A 15,998-nucleotide genomic window follows, 5' to 3' on the forward strand; every position below is an offset into this window, starting at 1 on the left:
GCGGGTCAGGCGTTCTTGGCGCGCGAGCGCGTCCGCGAGCGCTCGTTGGCCGAGAGCACCACCTTGCGGATGCGGACCGCGGCCGGGGTGACCTCGATGCACTCGTCGCCGCGGCAGAACTCCAGGGCCTGCTCCATGCTCATGATCTTGGCCGGGATGAGCCGCTCCAGCTCGTCACCGGTGGCCGAGCGCACGTTGGTGAGCTTCTTCTCGCGGGTGATGTTGACGTCCATGTCGTCGGAGCGGGCGTTCTCGCCGACGATCATCCCCTCGTACACCTCGGTGGTCGGGGCGACGAACAGGGTGCCCCGCTCCTGCAGGCTGAACGACGCGTAGGCGGTGACCGCGCCGGTCCGGTCGGCCACCAGCGAGCCGTTCGGCCGGGTCCGCAGCTCGCCGTGCCAGGGCTCGTAGCTCTCGAAGACGTGGTGCATCATGCCCGTGCCGCGCGTCTCGGTGAGGAACTCGGTGCGGAAGCCGATCAGGCCGCGGGCCGGGACGAGGTACTCCATCCGCACCCAGCCGGTGCCGTGGTTGATCATCTGCTCCAGGCGGCCGCGACGCAGCCCCATCAGCTGGGTGACGACGCCGACGAAGTCCTCCGGCGCGTCGATGGTCAGCCGCTCGACGGGCTCGTGCACCTTGCCGTCGATCTCGCGGGTGACGACCTGCGGCTTGCCGACGGTGAGCTCGAAGCCCTCGCGGCGCATCATCTCGACCAGGATGGCGAGCTGGAGCTCACCGCGGCCCTGCACCTCCCAGGTGTCGGGGCGCTCGGTGTTGGCGACCTTGATCGACACGTTGCCGATGAGCTCGGCGTCCAGCCGGTTCTTCACCAGGCGGGCCGTCAGCAGCTTGCCGGACTTGCCGGCCAGCGGGGAGGTGTTGATGCCGATGGTCATCGAGATCGACGGCTGGTCGACGGTGATCAGCGGCAGCGGCTTGGGGTCCGCCGGGTCCGACAGGGTCTCGCCGATGGTGATGTCCGGGATGCCCGCGATGGCGATGATGTCGCCGGGGCGGGCGATGTCGGCCGGGACGCGGTCGAGCGCCTCGGTGATCAGCATCTCGGTGAGCTTGATGTTCTGGATGGTGCCGTCCTGCTTGCACCACGCGACCACCTGGTTGCGCTTCATCTCCCCGGCGAACACCCGGCACAGGGCCAGCCGGCCGAGGTAGGGGGACGCGTCGAGGTTGGTGACGTGGGCCTGGAGGACCGCGCCCTCCTCGTACTCGGGCGCGGGGACGCCGTCGAGGATGGTGGCGAACAGCGGGCCGAGGTCGTCGGAGTCGGGCATCTCGCCGTTGGCCGGGGCCGTCAGCGAGGCGCGGCCGGCCTTGGCGGAGGCGTAGACGACGGGGAAGTCGAGCACGTCGGTCTCGCCGTCCTCGAGCAGGTCGAGGAACAGCTCGTAGGTCTCCTCGACGACCTCGGTGATCCGGGCGTCGGGCCGGTCGACCTTGTTGACCACGACGATGATCGGGAGGTTCTTGGCCAGCGCCTTGCGCAGCACGAAACGGGTCTGGGGCAGCGGGCCCTCCGACGCGTCGACCAGCAGGACGACGCCGTCGACCATCTCGAGGCCGCGCTCGACCTCACCGCCGAAGTCGGCGTGGCCGGGGGTGTCGATGATGTTGATGATGACGTCCGAGCCGTCCGGGGCGTGGTGCAGCACCGCGGTGTTCTTGGCCAGGATGGTGATGCCCTTCTCACGCTCCAGGTCCATCGAGTCCATGACGCGGTTGTTGACGTCCTGGTTGGCCCGGAAGGCGCCGGACTGCCAGAGCATGGCGTCGACGAGCGTGGTCTTGCCGTGGTCGACGTGGGCCACGATGGCGACGTTGCGCAGGTCAGAGCGAGTGGGCATGCGTGAGGACTTCCTGTTGCAGAGGTGGGGGTCGCGCGGTCGCAACGGCGACGGGCAACCTGTCCGAGTCTACCGACCCGCGCGCCCGGACCCGAATCGTCGCCCGCGCGGACCGCTGCCGCCCCGCCGGGCGTCGTCCTGGCCGGACGCGGCGGCGCCCGTACGCTGGGGAGGTCCCGACGGTGAGGAGACCCAGGTGGCAGGCGGCACGGACTGGTTCAAGGAGTCCTTCCGGCAGGAGTACGAGCAGCACTCGGCCGCGATCGGCCGCTTCAACCTCGCGATCTTCGGCAAGACCGGCGTCGGGAAGTCGACGCTGGTGAACGCGGTCTTCGGCGAGGAGGTCGCCGCCACGGGCATAGGCGAGCCGGTCACCCGCGGCAGCCACCTCTACCTCGACCGGATCGGCCACCTCGGCATCGTCGACACCCAGGGCCTCGAGGTCGGCAAGGACAACAAGGAGATCCTCTCCGAGCTGGCGAAGGCGATGAAGGAGATGCGCCGGCGCCCGCTCTCGGACCAGATCCACGTCGCCTGGTACTGCGTCCGCGGCATGGACCGACGCTTCGAGGAGGCCGAGGCCGACTTCGTCCGGCGGCTCGACGACCTGGGCCTGCCCGTCGTGCTGGTGCTCACCCAGGTGCCCCGCCGCGACGGGCGGTACCACCCCGACGCGGTCGAGCTGGCCCGGCGGATCGAGGAGCACCGGTTGCCGATCGCGGGCGGCCGCCCCTTCTTCGTGTTCGCGAAGGCCGACCCGTTCGCCGACCAGCCCGCGCACGGCCTGCAGGACGTCCTCGATGCCACCTTTCGCGTTGCGCCCGACGGCGTCCACGGAGCCCTCGTCGCGGCGCAGACGATCGATGACGCCCGGAAGGCGAAGGAGGCCCAGGGCTACATAGGCGCGGCGGTCACCGCGGCGGCCGGGGCGGCGTTCATCCCCATCCCCTTCTCCGACGCCGCAGCGCTGGTCCCCATCCAGCTGGGGATGATGGCCAAGATCGCCCAGCTGTACAAGATCAAGGTCGACCGGGCCGCGCTGCTCGCCATCGCCTCGACGACGGCGGCCACCCAGGCGGGCCGGGCCACCTTCAGCGGCCTGCTCAAGATGGTCCCGGGGGCGGGGACGGTCGCCGGCGGCGTGGTCAGCGCCGGCGTCGCCACCAGCTTCACCTACGCGATGGGCCAGGCCTGGCTGGCGGTCTGCCAGCGGGTGGCCCGCGGCGGGCTGGGCGGGGTGGGCCGGGCGCTGGACGACGAGGCCGTCCGCGAGGCCTTCGTCGACGAGTTCCGGTCCCGGCTGAAGATCCGGCGCGGGGAGCGCACCGGCGTCTGACCACCGGCCGGGCGCGTCCGCCCCGCGCGGCAGCGGCGCACCCCCTAGCCTCCCGGCATGAGCATCCCCGACGTGACCTCGCTGCTGGAGGACGAGCCGGAGCACGACCGGGTCGTCTTCGCCGCGCGGCTGCAGCGCTACTGGCCCGACCTGCTGGCCGGGCTGGCCGGGGCCTACGGCGAGCGCGCGCCCGAGATGGCGGAGCGGCTGGTCGTGATCGCGGCCGAGAGCTTCCGGCAGCGGCCGGCCGACCTGCGGCTGCTGGACCTGCGCCGGCACGCCGACCCCCAGTGGTTCTCCTCGCCGCGGATGGTCGGCTACGCCGCCTACGCCGACCTGTTCGGCGGCACCCTGGCCGGGGTCGCGGAGAAGGTCGACTACCTCGCCGAGCTGGGCGTCACCTACCTGCACCTGCTGCCGCTGCTGAAGCCGCGGCCTGGAGCGAGCGACGGCGGCTACGCGGTGATGGACTACCGGGCCGTCCGCGAGGACCTCGGCACCGTCGACGACCTGCGGGCGCTGGCCGCCGTGCTGCGCTCGCGGGGCATCTCGCTGACCCTGGACCTGGTCCTCAACCACGTCGCCGCCGAGCACGCGTGGGCCGCGGCCGCCCGGGCGGGGGACCCGCACCACCGCGGCTACTTCCACCTGTTCCCCGACCGCACCCTGCCCGACGCCTACGAGGCGACGCTGCCGGAGGTGTTCCCCGACTTCGCGCCGGGCAGCTTCAGCTTCGACGAGGAGTCGGCCTCCTGGGTCTGGACGACCTTCAACACCTGGCAGTGGGACCTCAACTGGCACAACCCGGAGGTCTTCTACGAGTTCGCCGACCTCGTCTGCTGGCTGGCGAACCTCGGCGTGGAGTGCCTCCGGCTGGACGCCATCGCCTTCCTCTTCAAGCGGATGGGCACAAGCTGCCAGAACCAGCCCGAGGTGCACGCCATCACCCAGGCGCTGCGGACCGTCGCCCGGATCGCCGCCCCCGCCCTGCTCTTCAAGGCCGAGGCCATCGTCGGGCCCGCCGACCTGCTGCCCTACCTGGGCGTCGGCGGGCACGCGGGCAAGGTCAGCGACCTCGCCTACCAGAACTCGCTGATGGTGCAGGTCTGGTCGGCGCTGGCCGCGCAGGACACCCGGCTGCTCTGCGCGGCCCTCAACCGCTTCCCGGCCAAGCCGCCCACCACCGTGTGGGCGACCTACCTGCGCTGCCACGACGACATCGGCTGGGCCGTCGACGACGCCGACGCCGCGTCGGTCGGGCTGAGCGGCCCCGGGCACCGGCACTTCCTGGCCGAGTACTACGCCGGCCTGTACCCGATGAGCGACGCGCGCGGCCTGGTCTTCCAGGAGAACCTGGAGACCGGCGACCGCCGGATCAGCGGCACCGCGGCGTCCCTGCTCGGCGTGGAGACGGCCCTGGCGCGCGGCGACGAGGCGCACCTCGACCGGGCTGTGCGGCGCCTCCTGCTGGCCCACCACGTCGTCCTCGGCTTCGGCGGCCTGCCCCTGCTGTGGATGGGCGACGAGCTGGCGCTGCGCAACGACCACGGCTACCTCGACGACCCCGAGCACGCCGACGACAACCGCTGGGTGCACCGGCCGGCCATGCCGTGGGACGTCGCCGCCCGCCGGCACGAGGAGGGCACGCTCGAGCACCGCGTCTGGCACGGCCTGCGGCACGCCATCGCCGTCCGGTCCGCCCTGCCGAGCCTGGACGCCTCCGTCGAGTCCGAGGTGGCCGACCCGGTGAACCCGGGCGTGCTCGTCCTCGTCCGCCGCGCGCCCACCCAGACGATGGTCGGGGTCTACAACGTCACCGGGCAGGTGCAGTCGCTGCCCCGCTGGGTGGTCCCGGTGGGCAGCTGGGCCTGGGACGCGCTGACCGAGGAGACCCCGCTGACCGACGGCCCGCTGGTCCTGGAGCCCTACCAGGCCCGCTGGTTCGTGCAGGGCTGAGCCGTCCGCGGCGCCCGCCCGTCGGGGCGCCGGGAGCAGGTCTAGCGTGACGACATGGCCGGACGCCCGCTCGTCACCGCCGCCGCCCACGCGGCCGGGGTGGAGCGGCTGCGGGCCAGCTACCGCGCGGTGCCGGCGGGGGCGACCGTCCGGCTGGCGAAGCCGACGTCGAACCTCTTCCGGGTCCGGGCGCGGACCGGCGTGCCCGGCCTCGACACCTCCGGCCTGACCGGCGTCCTCGCCGTCGACCCGGTGGCCCGGACCGCCGACGTCGCCGGCATGTGCACCTACGAGGACCTCGTCGCGGCCACGCTGCCGCACGGGCTCACCCCGCTGGTGGTGCCGCAGCTGCGGACGATCACCCTGGGGGGCGCGGTCAGCGGGCTGGGCATCGAGTCGGCGTCGTTCCGCAACGGCATGCCGCACGAGTCGGTGCTGGAGCTCGACGTGCTGACCGGGACCGGGGAGGTGCTGACGGCGTCGCCGGAGCAGCACGCCGACCTGTTCCGGGCCTTCCCCAACTCCTACGGCACGCTCGGCTACGCCACCCGGCTGCGGATCGCCCTGGAGCCCGTCGCCCCGTACGTCGCCCTGCGGCACGTCCGCCACTACGACCTGGACGCGCTGCTCGCGACGCTGGGCGAGGTCGTCGCGAGCGGCAGCCTGGACGGCGTCGCGGTCGACTACGTGGACGGCGTCGTCTTCAGCGCCGAGGAGTCCTACCTCTGCCTCGGCACGCTGACCGACCGGCCCGGCCCGGTCAGCGACTACACGGGCGCCGACATCTACTACCGCTCGCTCCAGCACCCGCACGGGACGCGGCACGACCGGCTGACGACCCTGGACTACCTGTGGCGCTGGGACACCGACTGGTTCTGGTGCTCCCGCGCGTTCGGCGCCCAGCACCCGCGGCTGCGGCGCTGGTGGCCGCGCCGGCACCTGCGCAGCAGCTCCTACTGGCGGCTGCTGGCCCTGGAGCAGCGGCTCGGCCTGGTGGACCGGGTGGAGCGGCTCCGCGGCCGGCCGCCGCGGGAGCGGGTGGTGCAGGACGTCGAGCTGCCGCTGGAGCGGTCGGCGGAGTTCCTGCGCTGGTTCCTGGCCGAGGTGCCGGTGGAGCCGCTGTGGCTCTGCCCGGTGCGGCTGCGCGAGGACTGGCCGCTCTACCCCCTGCCCCCCGGGCGGACCTTCGTCAACGTCGGCTTCTGGTCGACGGTGCCCGCCGGGGCGACGGAGGGGGAGACCAACCGCGCGGTCGAGCGGTGCGTCCGCGACCTCGGCGGGCACAAGTCGCTCTACTCCGACGCCTACTACGAGCAGGACGAGTTCGACGCGCTCTACGGCGGCGAGGACTACCGGGTGGTGAAGAAGGCCTACGACCCGGACGGCCGCTTCCTGGACCTCTACGCGAAAGCGGTGCGACGACGGTGACGACGACCTCCCAGCGGACCGCCGGCACGACCGGCCACGGACGGATGAGCCTCGCGGGCGTCCTGGGGGCGGTGCTGGGCAGCAGCCTGCCGCTGCGCCTCACCGCGTACGACGGCAGCGCGACGGGGCCCGAGGAAGCGCTCGGCTTCGACCTGCTGACCCCGCGGGGGACCCGCTACCTCGCCACCGCACCCGGCGAGCTGGGGCTCGTCCGGGCCTACGTCGCCGGGGACCTCGAGCTGCGCGGCGTGCACCCGGGCGACCCGTACCCCCTGCTGCGGGCCCTGGGCGACGCCGAGGTGCCCCGGCCCCCGGCGCGGGTGCTGGCCGAGGTCGTCCGCTCCCTCGGCGCGGAGAGCTTCCGGCCCGTCCCCCCGCCGCCGCAGGAGGTGCAGCCGCGGTGGCGCCGGACGGTCTCGGGGCTGCGGCACAGCCGGACCCGCGACGCCGAGGCGATCGCGCACCACTACGACGTCTCCAACACCTTCTACGGCTTCGTGCTGGGGCCCTCGATGACCTACACCTGCGCCTGCTACCCGGCGCCGGACGCGACGTTGGAGCAGGCCCAGGAGAACAAGTACCGGCTGGTCTTCGAGAAGCTGCGGCTGCAGCCGGGCCAGCGGCTGCTCGACGTCGGCTGCGGCTGGGGCGGCATGGTCCGCTACGCCGCTCGTCGCGGCGTCCGGGCGACGGGGGTCACGCTCTCGGCCGAGCAGGCGGCGTGGGCGCAGCAGGCGGTCGTCGACGAGGGGCTGGAGGACCTGGCCGAGGTGCGGCACGGCGACTACCGCGACGTCGTCGCGGGCGGCTTCGACGCGGTGTCCTCCATCGGGCTCACCGAGCACATCGGGGTGGGGAACTACCCGGCCTACTTCGCCTTCCTGCGCTCCCTGCTGCGGACGGGCGGGCTGCTGCTCAACCACTCCATCACCCGCCCCGACAACCGCCGGGCGGCGCCCACCAAGGGCTTCATCGACCGCTACGTCTTCCCCGACGGGGAGATGACCGGCTCGGGCCGGATCATCACCGAGGCCCAGGACGCCGGCCTGGAGGTGCTGCACGAGGAGAACCTGCGCCCGCACTACGCCCTCACCCTGCGCGACTGGTGCGCGAACCTCGTCGAGCACTGGGACGAGGCCGTCGCCGAGGTGGGCCTGGGCACCGCGAAGGTCTGGGGCCTCTACATGGCCGGCTCCCGGCTCGGCTTCGAGCGCGACGTCGTCCAGCTGCACCAGGTCCTCGCCGTCCGCACCGACGGCCACGGCGGGGGGACCGACCTGCCGCTCCGCCCCTGGTGGACCGCCTGACCACCGCTCCCTGAGCCTGTCGACGAAGGGCGCCGTTCCCTGACCCACGCCGCCCCGGCCTGCCCGGACAGCCCCGGTAGGCGCCGAGGATCGCGCCGGCGTCGAGAGGAGCGCCGGGTGGGACACGTTCTTCGTCCCGCCGGGCGTGACGTCGACGCCGGGCCAGAGCGACCCGAGCGACCGAGCGGAGCGAGGTCAATTAGACCGTCAGGCGGGAGAGGAACTCCCGGGTCCGCTGCTCGCGCGGTGCGTCGAAGAGCTGCGCGGGCGGGCCCTGCTCCAGGACGCGGCCCTGGTGCAGGAAGCAGACCTTGTCGGCCACGGAGCGGGCGAAGCCCATCTCGTGGGTGGCCAGCACCATCGTCATCCCGTCGGCGCGCAGGTCGCGCAGCAGCGTCAGCACCTCGTGCACCAGCTCGGGGTCGAGCGCGGAGGTCACCTCGTCGAGCAGCATCAGCGCCGGGCCGTTGACCAGTGCGCGGGCGATCGCCGCCCGCTGCTGCTGACCGCCCGACAGCGCGTCCGGCTTCGCGTCGGCCTTGTCGGCCAGCCCGACCCGCGCCAGCATCTCGCGGGCCTGCTGCTCGGCGTCGCGGCGCGGCCGCTTGTGCACCCGGACCGGGGCCAGCGTCACGTTGTCCAGCACGCTGAGGTGCGGGAACAGGTTGAAGGCCTGGAAGACGATGCCCACCCGGGCGCGGACGGCGTCGACGTCGACGCGCGGGTCGCTGATGTCGTCGCCGGCCAGCAGGATCTGGCCGTCGTCGAGGGTCTCCAGCAGGTTCAGGCAGCGCAGCAGCGTCGACTTGCCCGAGCCCGAGCCGCCGATCAGCACGACGCACTCGCCGTGCTGCACCTCGAGGTCGAGGTCGTCCAGCACCACCTGGCTGCCGAACACCTTGCGCAGCCCGCGCGCCTGCAGCAGCGGCCCGCTGCCGGGGACCGTGGTCACGTCGTGCTCCCCGCGACGCCGTACCAGCCCTGCCGCCGGGCGACCCAGTCGGTCACCCGGGTCAGCGGGATGGTGAGGGCGACGAACAGCAGGCCGGCGACGACGTAGGGGGTGAAGTTGAAGTCGGTGGCGGTCGCGATCTGGGCCGAGCGGATGGCGTCGATCACCCCGAGGACGGCGATCAGCCCGGAGTCCTTCTGCAGGCTGACCAGGTCGTTGAGCAGCGGCGGCACCACCCGGCGGACGGCCTGGGGCAGCACGACGAAGCGCATCGACTGCGTGTAGGACAGCCCGAGCGAGCGGGCGGCCGCGCGCTGGGAGGGGTGCACCGACTCGATGCCGGCGCGGAACACCTCGGCGACGTAGGCGGAGTAGGTGAGCACGAGCGCCGCGCCGCCCCAGACCAGCGGGTCGTCGGGCAGCCCGCGCAGGTTGAGGGCCGGGACCCCGAAGCCCAGCAGGAAGATCACCAGCAGCAGCGGCAGCCCGCGGAAGACGTCGGTGTAGGCCGCGGCCGCCACCCGGACGGGGAAGAACACCGGTCCGCGCAGCGTCCTCAGCACGGCCAGGGCGAGCCCCAGCACGAGGATCACCACGCCGCAGACCAGCATCACCCGGATGTTCAGCCAGAGCCCGGTGGCCACCGCCGGCAGCGCCTCCCAGGCTCGCGACGGGTCGAAGAAGGTCTGCTGGACGCGCGGCCAGCCGGGCGTCGACGTCAGCCCCAGCCCCAGCAGCACGACGATGACCAGGCTGCTGGTCAGCGCGACGGCGACGGAGCGGTTGGAGCGACGGCGCCGGTAGGCCAGCCGCTCCTGCTGGAGCGCCGAGGGCCGCCAGCCGTCGCCCGCCGGCTCCTCGCGGTCGGCGGCGTGGCCCGGGTCGACCTCGACCGGCCGGAGCGGCCTCACTGCAGCAGCGGGGCGCCGCCGGCGTTCGACAGGTACTCGCCCTCGATCTCGGTCAGCGTGCCGTCGGCGCGCAGGGCGTCGACCGCGGCCGAGACGCAGGTGGTGAGCGCGCTGCCCTTGCCCAGCACGAAGCCGAACTGGTCGGCGGTGCCGGAGCCGGGCGGCAGCTGGCCGACGATCTTGCCGTCGTCGAGCTGGGCGGCGGCGGCGTAGAAGGCGGTCGGCAGGTCGACGACGAGGCCGTCGATCTGGCCGTTCTTCAACGCCTGGACGGCGAGGTCGTTGGTGTCGTAGACAGCGGCCTGCTGCTCGGGCTGGATCTGCTCGGTGATCGCGGTGTAGGAGGTGGTGCCCACCTGGGCGCCGAGCTTCGCCGTCTTGAGGGCGGCGAGCGTGGTCGCGCCGGCGATGGGGGAGTCGGCGGTGGTGACCACGGCCTGGGCCACGTCGTAGTAGCCGGAGGAGAAGTCGACCGCCTTGCGGCGCTGCTCGGTGATGGACACCTGGTTGATGTCGACGTCGAACTTCTTGTCCCCGGGCGCGTAGGCGTTGGTGAAGGGGACGGTGATCCAGGTGACCTCGTCGCGGCTGAAGCCCAGCTGCTCGGCCACCGCGTAGGTGACGGCCGACTCGTAGCCCTTGCCGTTGGTCGGGTCGTCGTCGGAGAACCAGGGCGCGTAGGCCGGCTTGTCGGTGCCGACGGTGAACGTGCCGTCGGTGACCAGGCTCAGCGACTCCTTGCTGCAGGCGGCCGTGCTGGCCGACGCCGACCCCGACCCGGCGGCGGGCTCCGGCGTGGCCGTCTCGTCCTCCGGGGCGCAGGCCGTCACGGCCAGGGCCAGCGCGGCGGCGAGGCCGACGGCGGCGAGCCGGGGCGCGGTGGAGCGGTGGGGGCGCAGCATGAGGGGCTCCTCGGGGCGGGACGGACACCCCCCGAGCGGGGCGCCGACGTGCAGGTGCGGCCAACCCTAGCGCCGCGGTCGGGAACCGGCGGCCCGTCCGCAGCGCCTGTGAGATCGGCCTGCGCGCGTACCGTGAGCCTGTGGACGACGAGCCGCCCGGGACGGGCCTGACGGCGGCCGGCGAGGCCGCCGCGTCGACCGTCCGGGCCGTGCTGGAGGAGCTGGGGCTGCCTTGGAGCGCGTCGGGGACGGGGCTCTTCGCCGTCACCCTGCCGGGCACGGCCAAGCTGAGCACCGCCTGCGCGCTGGAGGTCGGCCGCTACGGGCTGGCCGTGCGGGCCTTCGTCGCCCGGAGCCCCGACGAGGACCACGCGTCCGTCTACCGCTGGCTGCTGGAGCGCAACCTCAAGCTCCGGGGGATCTGCTTCAGCCTCGACGCTCTCGGCGACATCCACCTCACCGGCACCGTGGCGCTGGAGGCCGTGACGCCCGCGGCCGTCGACCAGCTGCTGGGTGCCGTGGCCACCACCGCCGACGAGAGCTTCAACCCGATCCTGGAGCGCGGGTTCGCCACGAGCATCGCCCGGGAGTGGGCGTGGCGCCGCTCTCGCGGGGAGTCGACCGCCAACCTCGCCGCTTTCGCCCACCTCGACCCCGACCGCTCCCCGGGTGGTCCCGGAGACCCCGCGCGCTGAGCCCGTCGAGGGGTCAGCCGTCCAGCCGCGCCGCGACGTCGGAGGGGAACCCGCCGGTGGCGACCGGGCCCCAGCGCGTCGGGGTGACCCGGATCAGGGACTTGTCCTGCAGCCGCATCGCCGCCCGGTACTCGTCCCAGTCGGGGTGCTCGCCGGCGATGCAGCGGAAGTAGTCGACGAGGGCGTCCTCGGCCTCGGGCATGTGCAGCACCTCGGCGTCGCCGTCGACCTGCACCCACGGGCCGTCCCAGTCGTCGGACAGCACGCAGACCGAGACCTCCGGCCGGCGCTCCGCGTTGCGGATCTTCGCGCGCCCCGGGTAGGAGGAGATGACGAGCCGGCCCTCCGCGTCCAGGCCCCCCGAGACGGGGGAGAGCTGGGGGCGGCCGTCGGCGCGGGTGGTGGCCACCAGCATCCGGTGGCGGGGGCGGACGAAGTCGAGGAGCTCGGCGCGCTCGACGGCGGTGGCGGTGGCGATGGATCGGGCCATGGCCGCGACGTTACCGCCCCCCTAGGGTGAGGTCCCGTGACGATCATCGACTGGCAGGAGCCGGCCCTCCGGCTGCGGTTCGTGGCCGACGAGGACGCCCCCGTCCGGCTGGTCGACGCGGCGACGACGCTGCCCGCCGCCGACGCGGGCCGCTACCTCCGGGTGCACCAGCCGCTGGTGGAGGTGGTCACCCCGCGGCACGGCCAGTCCTCGGCCGGCCAGAGCCAGCGGCACACCGGCAGCCAGCTGGGCCGGGCGCTGCGCTACCGCGGCCACACGAGCGGGCGCGAGGGCGCGGTCGAGGTGCTGGTCGTCGAGCAGCACGACCCGGCCAGCGGTCTCGTCGTCCGCAGCCGCTTCGGGGCCCCCGACGGCGTGCCGGCGGTCCGCTGCACCACCGAGCTCTCGCTCGCCGACGGCGCGGAGCCGCTGACCGTCTTCGCGGTGACGAGCCTGGCCACCGGGCTGGTGTCCTCCGACGACCTCGCCGCCGCGACGGTGTGGCGCGCCGAGTCCACCTGGTCGGCCGAGGCGCGGTGGGGGTCGTTCCCCCTCCGCTCGCCGGGCCTGGCCCGGATCGGCACCGACGTGCGCGGGGAGACCCACCTGGGCTCGGTCGCGACGGTCAGCACCAGCACCTGGTCCTCGGGCGCCTGGGTGCCGGCGGGCGCGGTCACCGCGGGCGGCCGCACCCTGGCCTGGCAGGTCGAGCACAACGGCGCCTGGAGCTGGGAGGTGGGGGAGCGTCCCGGCTGGTCGGCCCAGCCGCCGCCCGGTGGCCCCGACGGCCTGCCGTGGGAGTCGACCGACGTCGGCTCGGGAGACGGTGCCTACGTGGCGGTGCTCGGCCCCAGCGACCGGCTGCACGCCTGGTCGGTCACCCTGCGGCCCGGCGGCGAGGGCTTCCGGACGGTGCCCGTCACCTTCGCCGTCGCCGACGGCTTCGAGGACGCCTTCGGCGGGCTCACGGCCCACCGGCGCGCGACCCGGCGGCCGCACCCGCAGGACGCGACCCTGCCCGTGGTCTTCAACGACTACATGAACACCCTCAACGGCGACCCGTCGTCGGCGAAGCTGCGGCCGCTGGTCGACGCCGCCGCCGCGGTCGGCTCCGAGTACTTCTGCATCGACGCCGGCTGGTACGACGACACCGACGGCTGGTGGGCCTCCGTCGGGGACTGGGTGCCCTCCACCGTCCGTTTCCCCGAGGGGATCGGCGAGGTCCTCGACCGGATCCGCGACCGGGGGATGGTCCCGGGCCTGTGGCTGGAGCCGGAGGTCGTCGGCGTCACCAGCGACGCCGCGCGCACCCTGCCCGACAGCGCCTTCCTGCAGCGCGGCGGGGTCCGGGTGCGCGAGCGCGACCGCTACCTGCTGGACCTGCGGAGCCCGGACGCGCGTGCCCACCTCGACGCGGCCGTCGACCGGCTGGTCGGCGAGCTGGGTGTCGGCTACTTCAAGCTCGACTACAACGTCATCCCGGGCGCGGGGACCGACCGGGACGCCGAGAGCGTCGGCGACGGGCTGCTGCAGCACAACCGGGCCCTGCTGACCTGGCTGGAGCAGGTGCTGGACCGGCACCCGGACCTGGTGCTGGAGAACTGCGGCTCGGGGGCCCTGCGCGCCGACGCGGCGATGCTCGGCCGGCTGGCGCTGCAGTCCACGTCGGACCAGACCGACCCGCTGCTCTACCCGGCCATCGCCGTCGGGTCGCTGCTGCACGTGCTGCCCGAGCAGGCCGCCCACTGGGCCTACCCGCAGGCGACGATGACGGACGAGGAGATCGCCTTCACCACCGTCACCGGGCTGGCCGGCCGGCTGTACCAGGCCGGGCTCCTCGACCGGATGGACGACGCGCAGCGCGACCTCGTGGCCGCCGGGGTCCGGGCGCACCGCGAGACCCGGCACGCGCTGGCCCGCTCGGTGCCCCGGTTCCCGACCGGCCTGCCCGACTGGGACGACGCCTGGGTCACCGCGGCCTTCGACGCCGGCGACGAGACCTACCTGCTGCTGTGGCGGCGCTCGGACGCCGACCCGTCGGTGGAGGCCCTCCTGCCGCACCTCGACGGCGTCGAGCTCGACGTGGCGCAGGTGTACCCGCCGGCCGACCGGCTGCCGGTCTGGCCGGTCGAGCGGACGGCGGCGGGCCTGCGGGTCGCCCCGGCTGACGCCGGCGTCGGCGCCCGGATGCTGCGGCTGACCGCCCGCTGAGCCGGGGCCGGTCGCGGCTCAGACGCCGACCCGGTGCACCTTGTGCTGGGCGGCCTGGGCGCGCGGCCGGACCGTCATCCGGTCGATGTTGACGTGGGCGGGCCGGGCGGCGACCCAGGCCACGCAGTCGGCGATGTCCTCGGCGGTCAGCGGGTTCTCCACCCCGGCGTAGACCTTGGCCGCGCGGTCGGCGTCGCCGGCGTAGCGGGTCAGCGAGAACTCCTCGGTGGCCACCATGCCGGGGGAGATCTCGGCGATCCGGACGGGCTGGTCCACCAGCTCGAGCCGCATGGCCCCGGCGATGGCCCGCTCCGCGGCCTTGGCGCCGCAGTAGCCCGCGCCGCCCTCGTAGGCGCCGTCGGCGGCGACGGAGGTGACGAAGACGACCTGCCCCTCGGCGGCGACCAGCGCCGGCAGCAGCGCCTTGGTCACCGCGGCGGCGCCCAGGACGTTGGTGGCGTACATGGCCTGCCAGGCGTCGAGGTCGGCCTCGGCGACGGGCTCCTGGCCGAGCGCCCCGCCGGCGTTGTTGACCAGCAGGTCGCAGCGCCCGCCCACCGCGGCGGCCAGCGCGGCCACCTGGGCCGGGTCGGTGACGTCGCAGGCGACGGCGGTGCCGTCGATCTCGGCGGCGAGGGCCTCGACGCGGTCGGCCCGGCGCGCGGCGGCGACGACGTGGAAGCCGTCGGCGGCCAGCCGGCGGGCGCTGGCGGCGCCGATCCCGCTGCTCGCCCCGGTGACGACGGCGACGGGACGGCTGCTCGGGGAGGAGGTGGAGGTCATGGCGGCCATTCTCCTGATCGTCGTCTCGCCGACGTCCGGCGGCCCCGGGCGGCGGGGAGGGGTTCCACTAGGCTCGGGCCATGAGCTCAACCTTGATCCTGCTGCGGCACGGCGAGAGCGCCTGGAACGCCCTCAACCTGTTCACCGGCTGGGTGGACGTCGACCTCAACGAGAAGGGCGAGCGCGAGGCGCGCCGGGGCGGCGAGCTGATCGCCGAGGCCGGCCTGCTGCCCGACGTGCTGCACACCTCGCTGCTGCGCCGGGCGATCCGCACCTCCCAGCTGGCGCTGGACACCGCCGACCGGCTCTGGGTCCCCACGAAGCGCTCGTGGCGGCTGAACGAGCGCCACTACGGCGCCCTGCAGGGCAAGGACAAGGCCGCGACGCTGGCCGAGTTCGGCGAGCAGCAGTTCATGACGTGGCGCCGCTCCTACGACGTGCCGCCGCCCCCCATCGACGACCACGACGAGTTCGCCAACTTCCACGACCCGCGCTACGCGGGCCTGCCGCCCGAGGCCCGCCCGCGGACGGAGTGCCTCAAGGACGTCCTGCTCCGCGCCCTGCCGTACTGGTACGACTCGATCGTCCCCGACCTGCTCGCCGGCAAGGTCACCCTGGTCGCCGCGCACGGCAACTCGCTCCGCGCGATCGTCAAGCACCTCGACAAGATCAGCGACGACGACGTGGTGGGCCTCAACATCCCCACGGGCATCCCGCTGGTCTACGAGCTCGACGAGGACCTCCAGCCCGTCACCCCCGGCGGCCGCTACCTCGACCCCGAGGCCGCCGCCGCGTCGATCGAGGCGGTCAAGAACCAGGGCAAGAAGTAGGGAGGGGACCCGCGTCGTCGGGTCCCCTCCGCTCCCACTCCGCGGCGTGTCGTCGTCGGGGCGGCGTCAGCACGGGCCGCGCGGACGAGGAACGGCCGCGGAGTGCTCCCGCGCCCCGTCGTGACCCCCGCGCCCGGTGCACGGGGCGCGGGAGTGCCGAACGGGCGCGTCGGTCGTGAAGGGGCGCGGCGCCCTTCGACACGCTCAGGGAGCGTGAACCGGCCCTGCGACGAGCTCAGGGCGCGGTCGACGGGCGTGGCGTGGACCCAGCCCAGGCCGGGGCGCGCCGACGTCTGGACGACCGGACCCCGCAGACACGTTCTTCGTCT

At 73.9% G+C, this 15,998-nt stretch carries 13 protein-coding genes; 7 read left to right on the forward strand and 6 right to left on the reverse strand.

Annotated features, from left to right (window positions below):
- Positions 1–5: 5 nt before the first annotated feature.
- On the reverse strand, positions 6–1,868 hold the full coding sequence (gene typA, locus JOF54_RS13910; RefSeq protein ID WP_210056849.1) for a translational GTPase TypA: 1,863 nt from the start codon (positions 1,866–1,868) through the stop codon (positions 6–8).
- Between the two features lie 196 nt (positions 1,869–2,064).
- Here typA and JOF54_RS13915 point away from each other — a divergent pair, with 196 nt between their 5' ends.
- Genes JOF54_RS13915 through JOF54_RS13930 form a run of 4 tightly spaced genes read left to right on the forward strand, consistent with a single transcriptional unit; the run spans position 2,065 to position 7,895 of the window.
- The gene (locus JOF54_RS13915) at positions 2,065–3,204 is read left to right on the forward strand and encodes a GTPase family protein (protein WP_307804176.1); all 1,140 of its coding nucleotides are present in this window, start codon (positions 2,065–2,067) and stop codon (positions 3,202–3,204) included.
- Between the two features lie 57 nt (positions 3,205–3,261).
- A complete protein-coding gene (locus JOF54_RS13920) occupies positions 3,262–5,160 on the forward strand; it encodes an amylosucrase (RefSeq protein ID WP_210056860.1) in 1,899 nt (632 codons plus the stop codon).
- Positions 5,161–5,214: 54 nt separating this feature from the next.
- Positions 5,215–6,588 carry an FAD-binding oxidoreductase gene (locus JOF54_RS13925; RefSeq protein ID WP_210056862.1) on the forward strand — a complete coding sequence of 458 codons (1,374 nt, stop codon included), beginning with the start codon at positions 5,215–5,217 and terminating at the stop codon, positions 6,586–6,588.
- A complete protein-coding gene (locus JOF54_RS13930) occupies positions 6,585–7,895 on the forward strand; it encodes a class I SAM-dependent methyltransferase (protein ID WP_307804177.1) in 1,311 nt (436 codons plus the stop codon). Before JOF54_RS13925 ends, JOF54_RS13930 begins: the two co-directional genes overlap by 4 nt.
- A 199-nt stretch (positions 7,896–8,094) precedes the next feature.
- On the opposite strand, the gene JOF54_RS13935 is transcribed toward JOF54_RS13930, so the two are convergent.
- From JOF54_RS13935 to JOF54_RS13945, 3 genes are read right to left on the reverse strand one after another with little or no spacing between them, the layout of a single operon-like run.
- Entirely contained in the window at positions 8,095–8,847 is a 753-nt protein-coding gene (locus JOF54_RS13935; RefSeq protein ID WP_307804178.1) for an amino acid ABC transporter ATP-binding protein, read from the reverse strand.
- On the reverse strand, positions 8,844–9,758 hold the full coding sequence (locus JOF54_RS13940) for an amino acid ABC transporter permease (RefSeq protein ID WP_307804179.1): 915 nt from the start codon (positions 9,756–9,758) through the stop codon (positions 8,844–8,846). Before JOF54_RS13940 ends, JOF54_RS13935 begins: the two co-directional genes overlap by 4 nt.
- Entirely contained in the window at positions 9,755–10,660 is a 906-nt protein-coding gene (locus tag JOF54_RS13945; protein ID WP_210056864.1) for an ABC transporter substrate-binding protein, read from the reverse strand. The genes JOF54_RS13940 and JOF54_RS13945 overlap by 4 nt, the downstream gene beginning before the upstream one ends.
- A gap of 140 nt (positions 10,661–10,800) precedes the next feature.
- Between JOF54_RS13945 and JOF54_RS13950 the strand changes: the two genes are divergently transcribed.
- A complete protein-coding gene (locus tag JOF54_RS13950; RefSeq protein WP_307804180.1) occupies positions 10,801–11,355 on the forward strand; it encodes a type III secretion system chaperone family protein in 555 nt (184 codons plus the stop codon).
- A 13-nt stretch (positions 11,356–11,368) separates the two neighbouring features.
- On the opposite strand, the gene JOF54_RS13955 is transcribed toward JOF54_RS13950, so the two are convergent.
- Complete coding sequence (locus tag JOF54_RS13955; RefSeq protein ID WP_210056867.1) at positions 11,369–11,845, reverse strand: PPOX class F420-dependent oxidoreductase; 477 nt, start codon at positions 11,843–11,845, stop codon at positions 11,369–11,371.
- A 36-nt stretch (positions 11,846–11,881) separates the two neighbouring features.
- Between JOF54_RS13955 and JOF54_RS21970 the strand changes: the two genes are divergently transcribed.
- Positions 11,882–14,056: a glycoside hydrolase family 36 protein gene (locus JOF54_RS21970; RefSeq protein WP_210056869.1), complete on the forward strand. Its 2,175-nt coding sequence runs from the start codon at positions 11,882–11,884 to the stop codon at positions 14,054–14,056.
- An 18-nt stretch (positions 14,057–14,074) separates the two neighbouring features.
- Here the strand turns inward: JOF54_RS21970 and JOF54_RS13965 are convergent, their stop codons facing one another.
- Complete coding sequence (locus JOF54_RS13965) at positions 14,075–14,839, reverse strand: SDR family NAD(P)-dependent oxidoreductase (RefSeq protein WP_245358104.1); 765 nt, start codon at positions 14,837–14,839, stop codon at positions 14,075–14,077.
- An 80-nt stretch (positions 14,840–14,919) separates the two neighbouring features.
- Between JOF54_RS13965 and JOF54_RS13970 the strand changes: the two genes are divergently transcribed.
- Positions 14,920–15,669, forward strand: coding sequence for a phosphoglyceromutase (locus tag JOF54_RS13970; RefSeq protein WP_210056873.1), 750 nt, complete (start codon positions 14,920–14,922; stop codon positions 15,667–15,669).
- Positions 15,670–15,998: the final 329 nt, after the last annotated feature.

The sequence above is a fragment of the Microlunatus capsulatus genome (assembly GCF_017876495.1).
GTDB classification, from domain to species: Bacteria; Actinomycetota; Actinomycetes; order Propionibacteriales; family Propionibacteriaceae; genus Microlunatus; species Microlunatus capsulatus.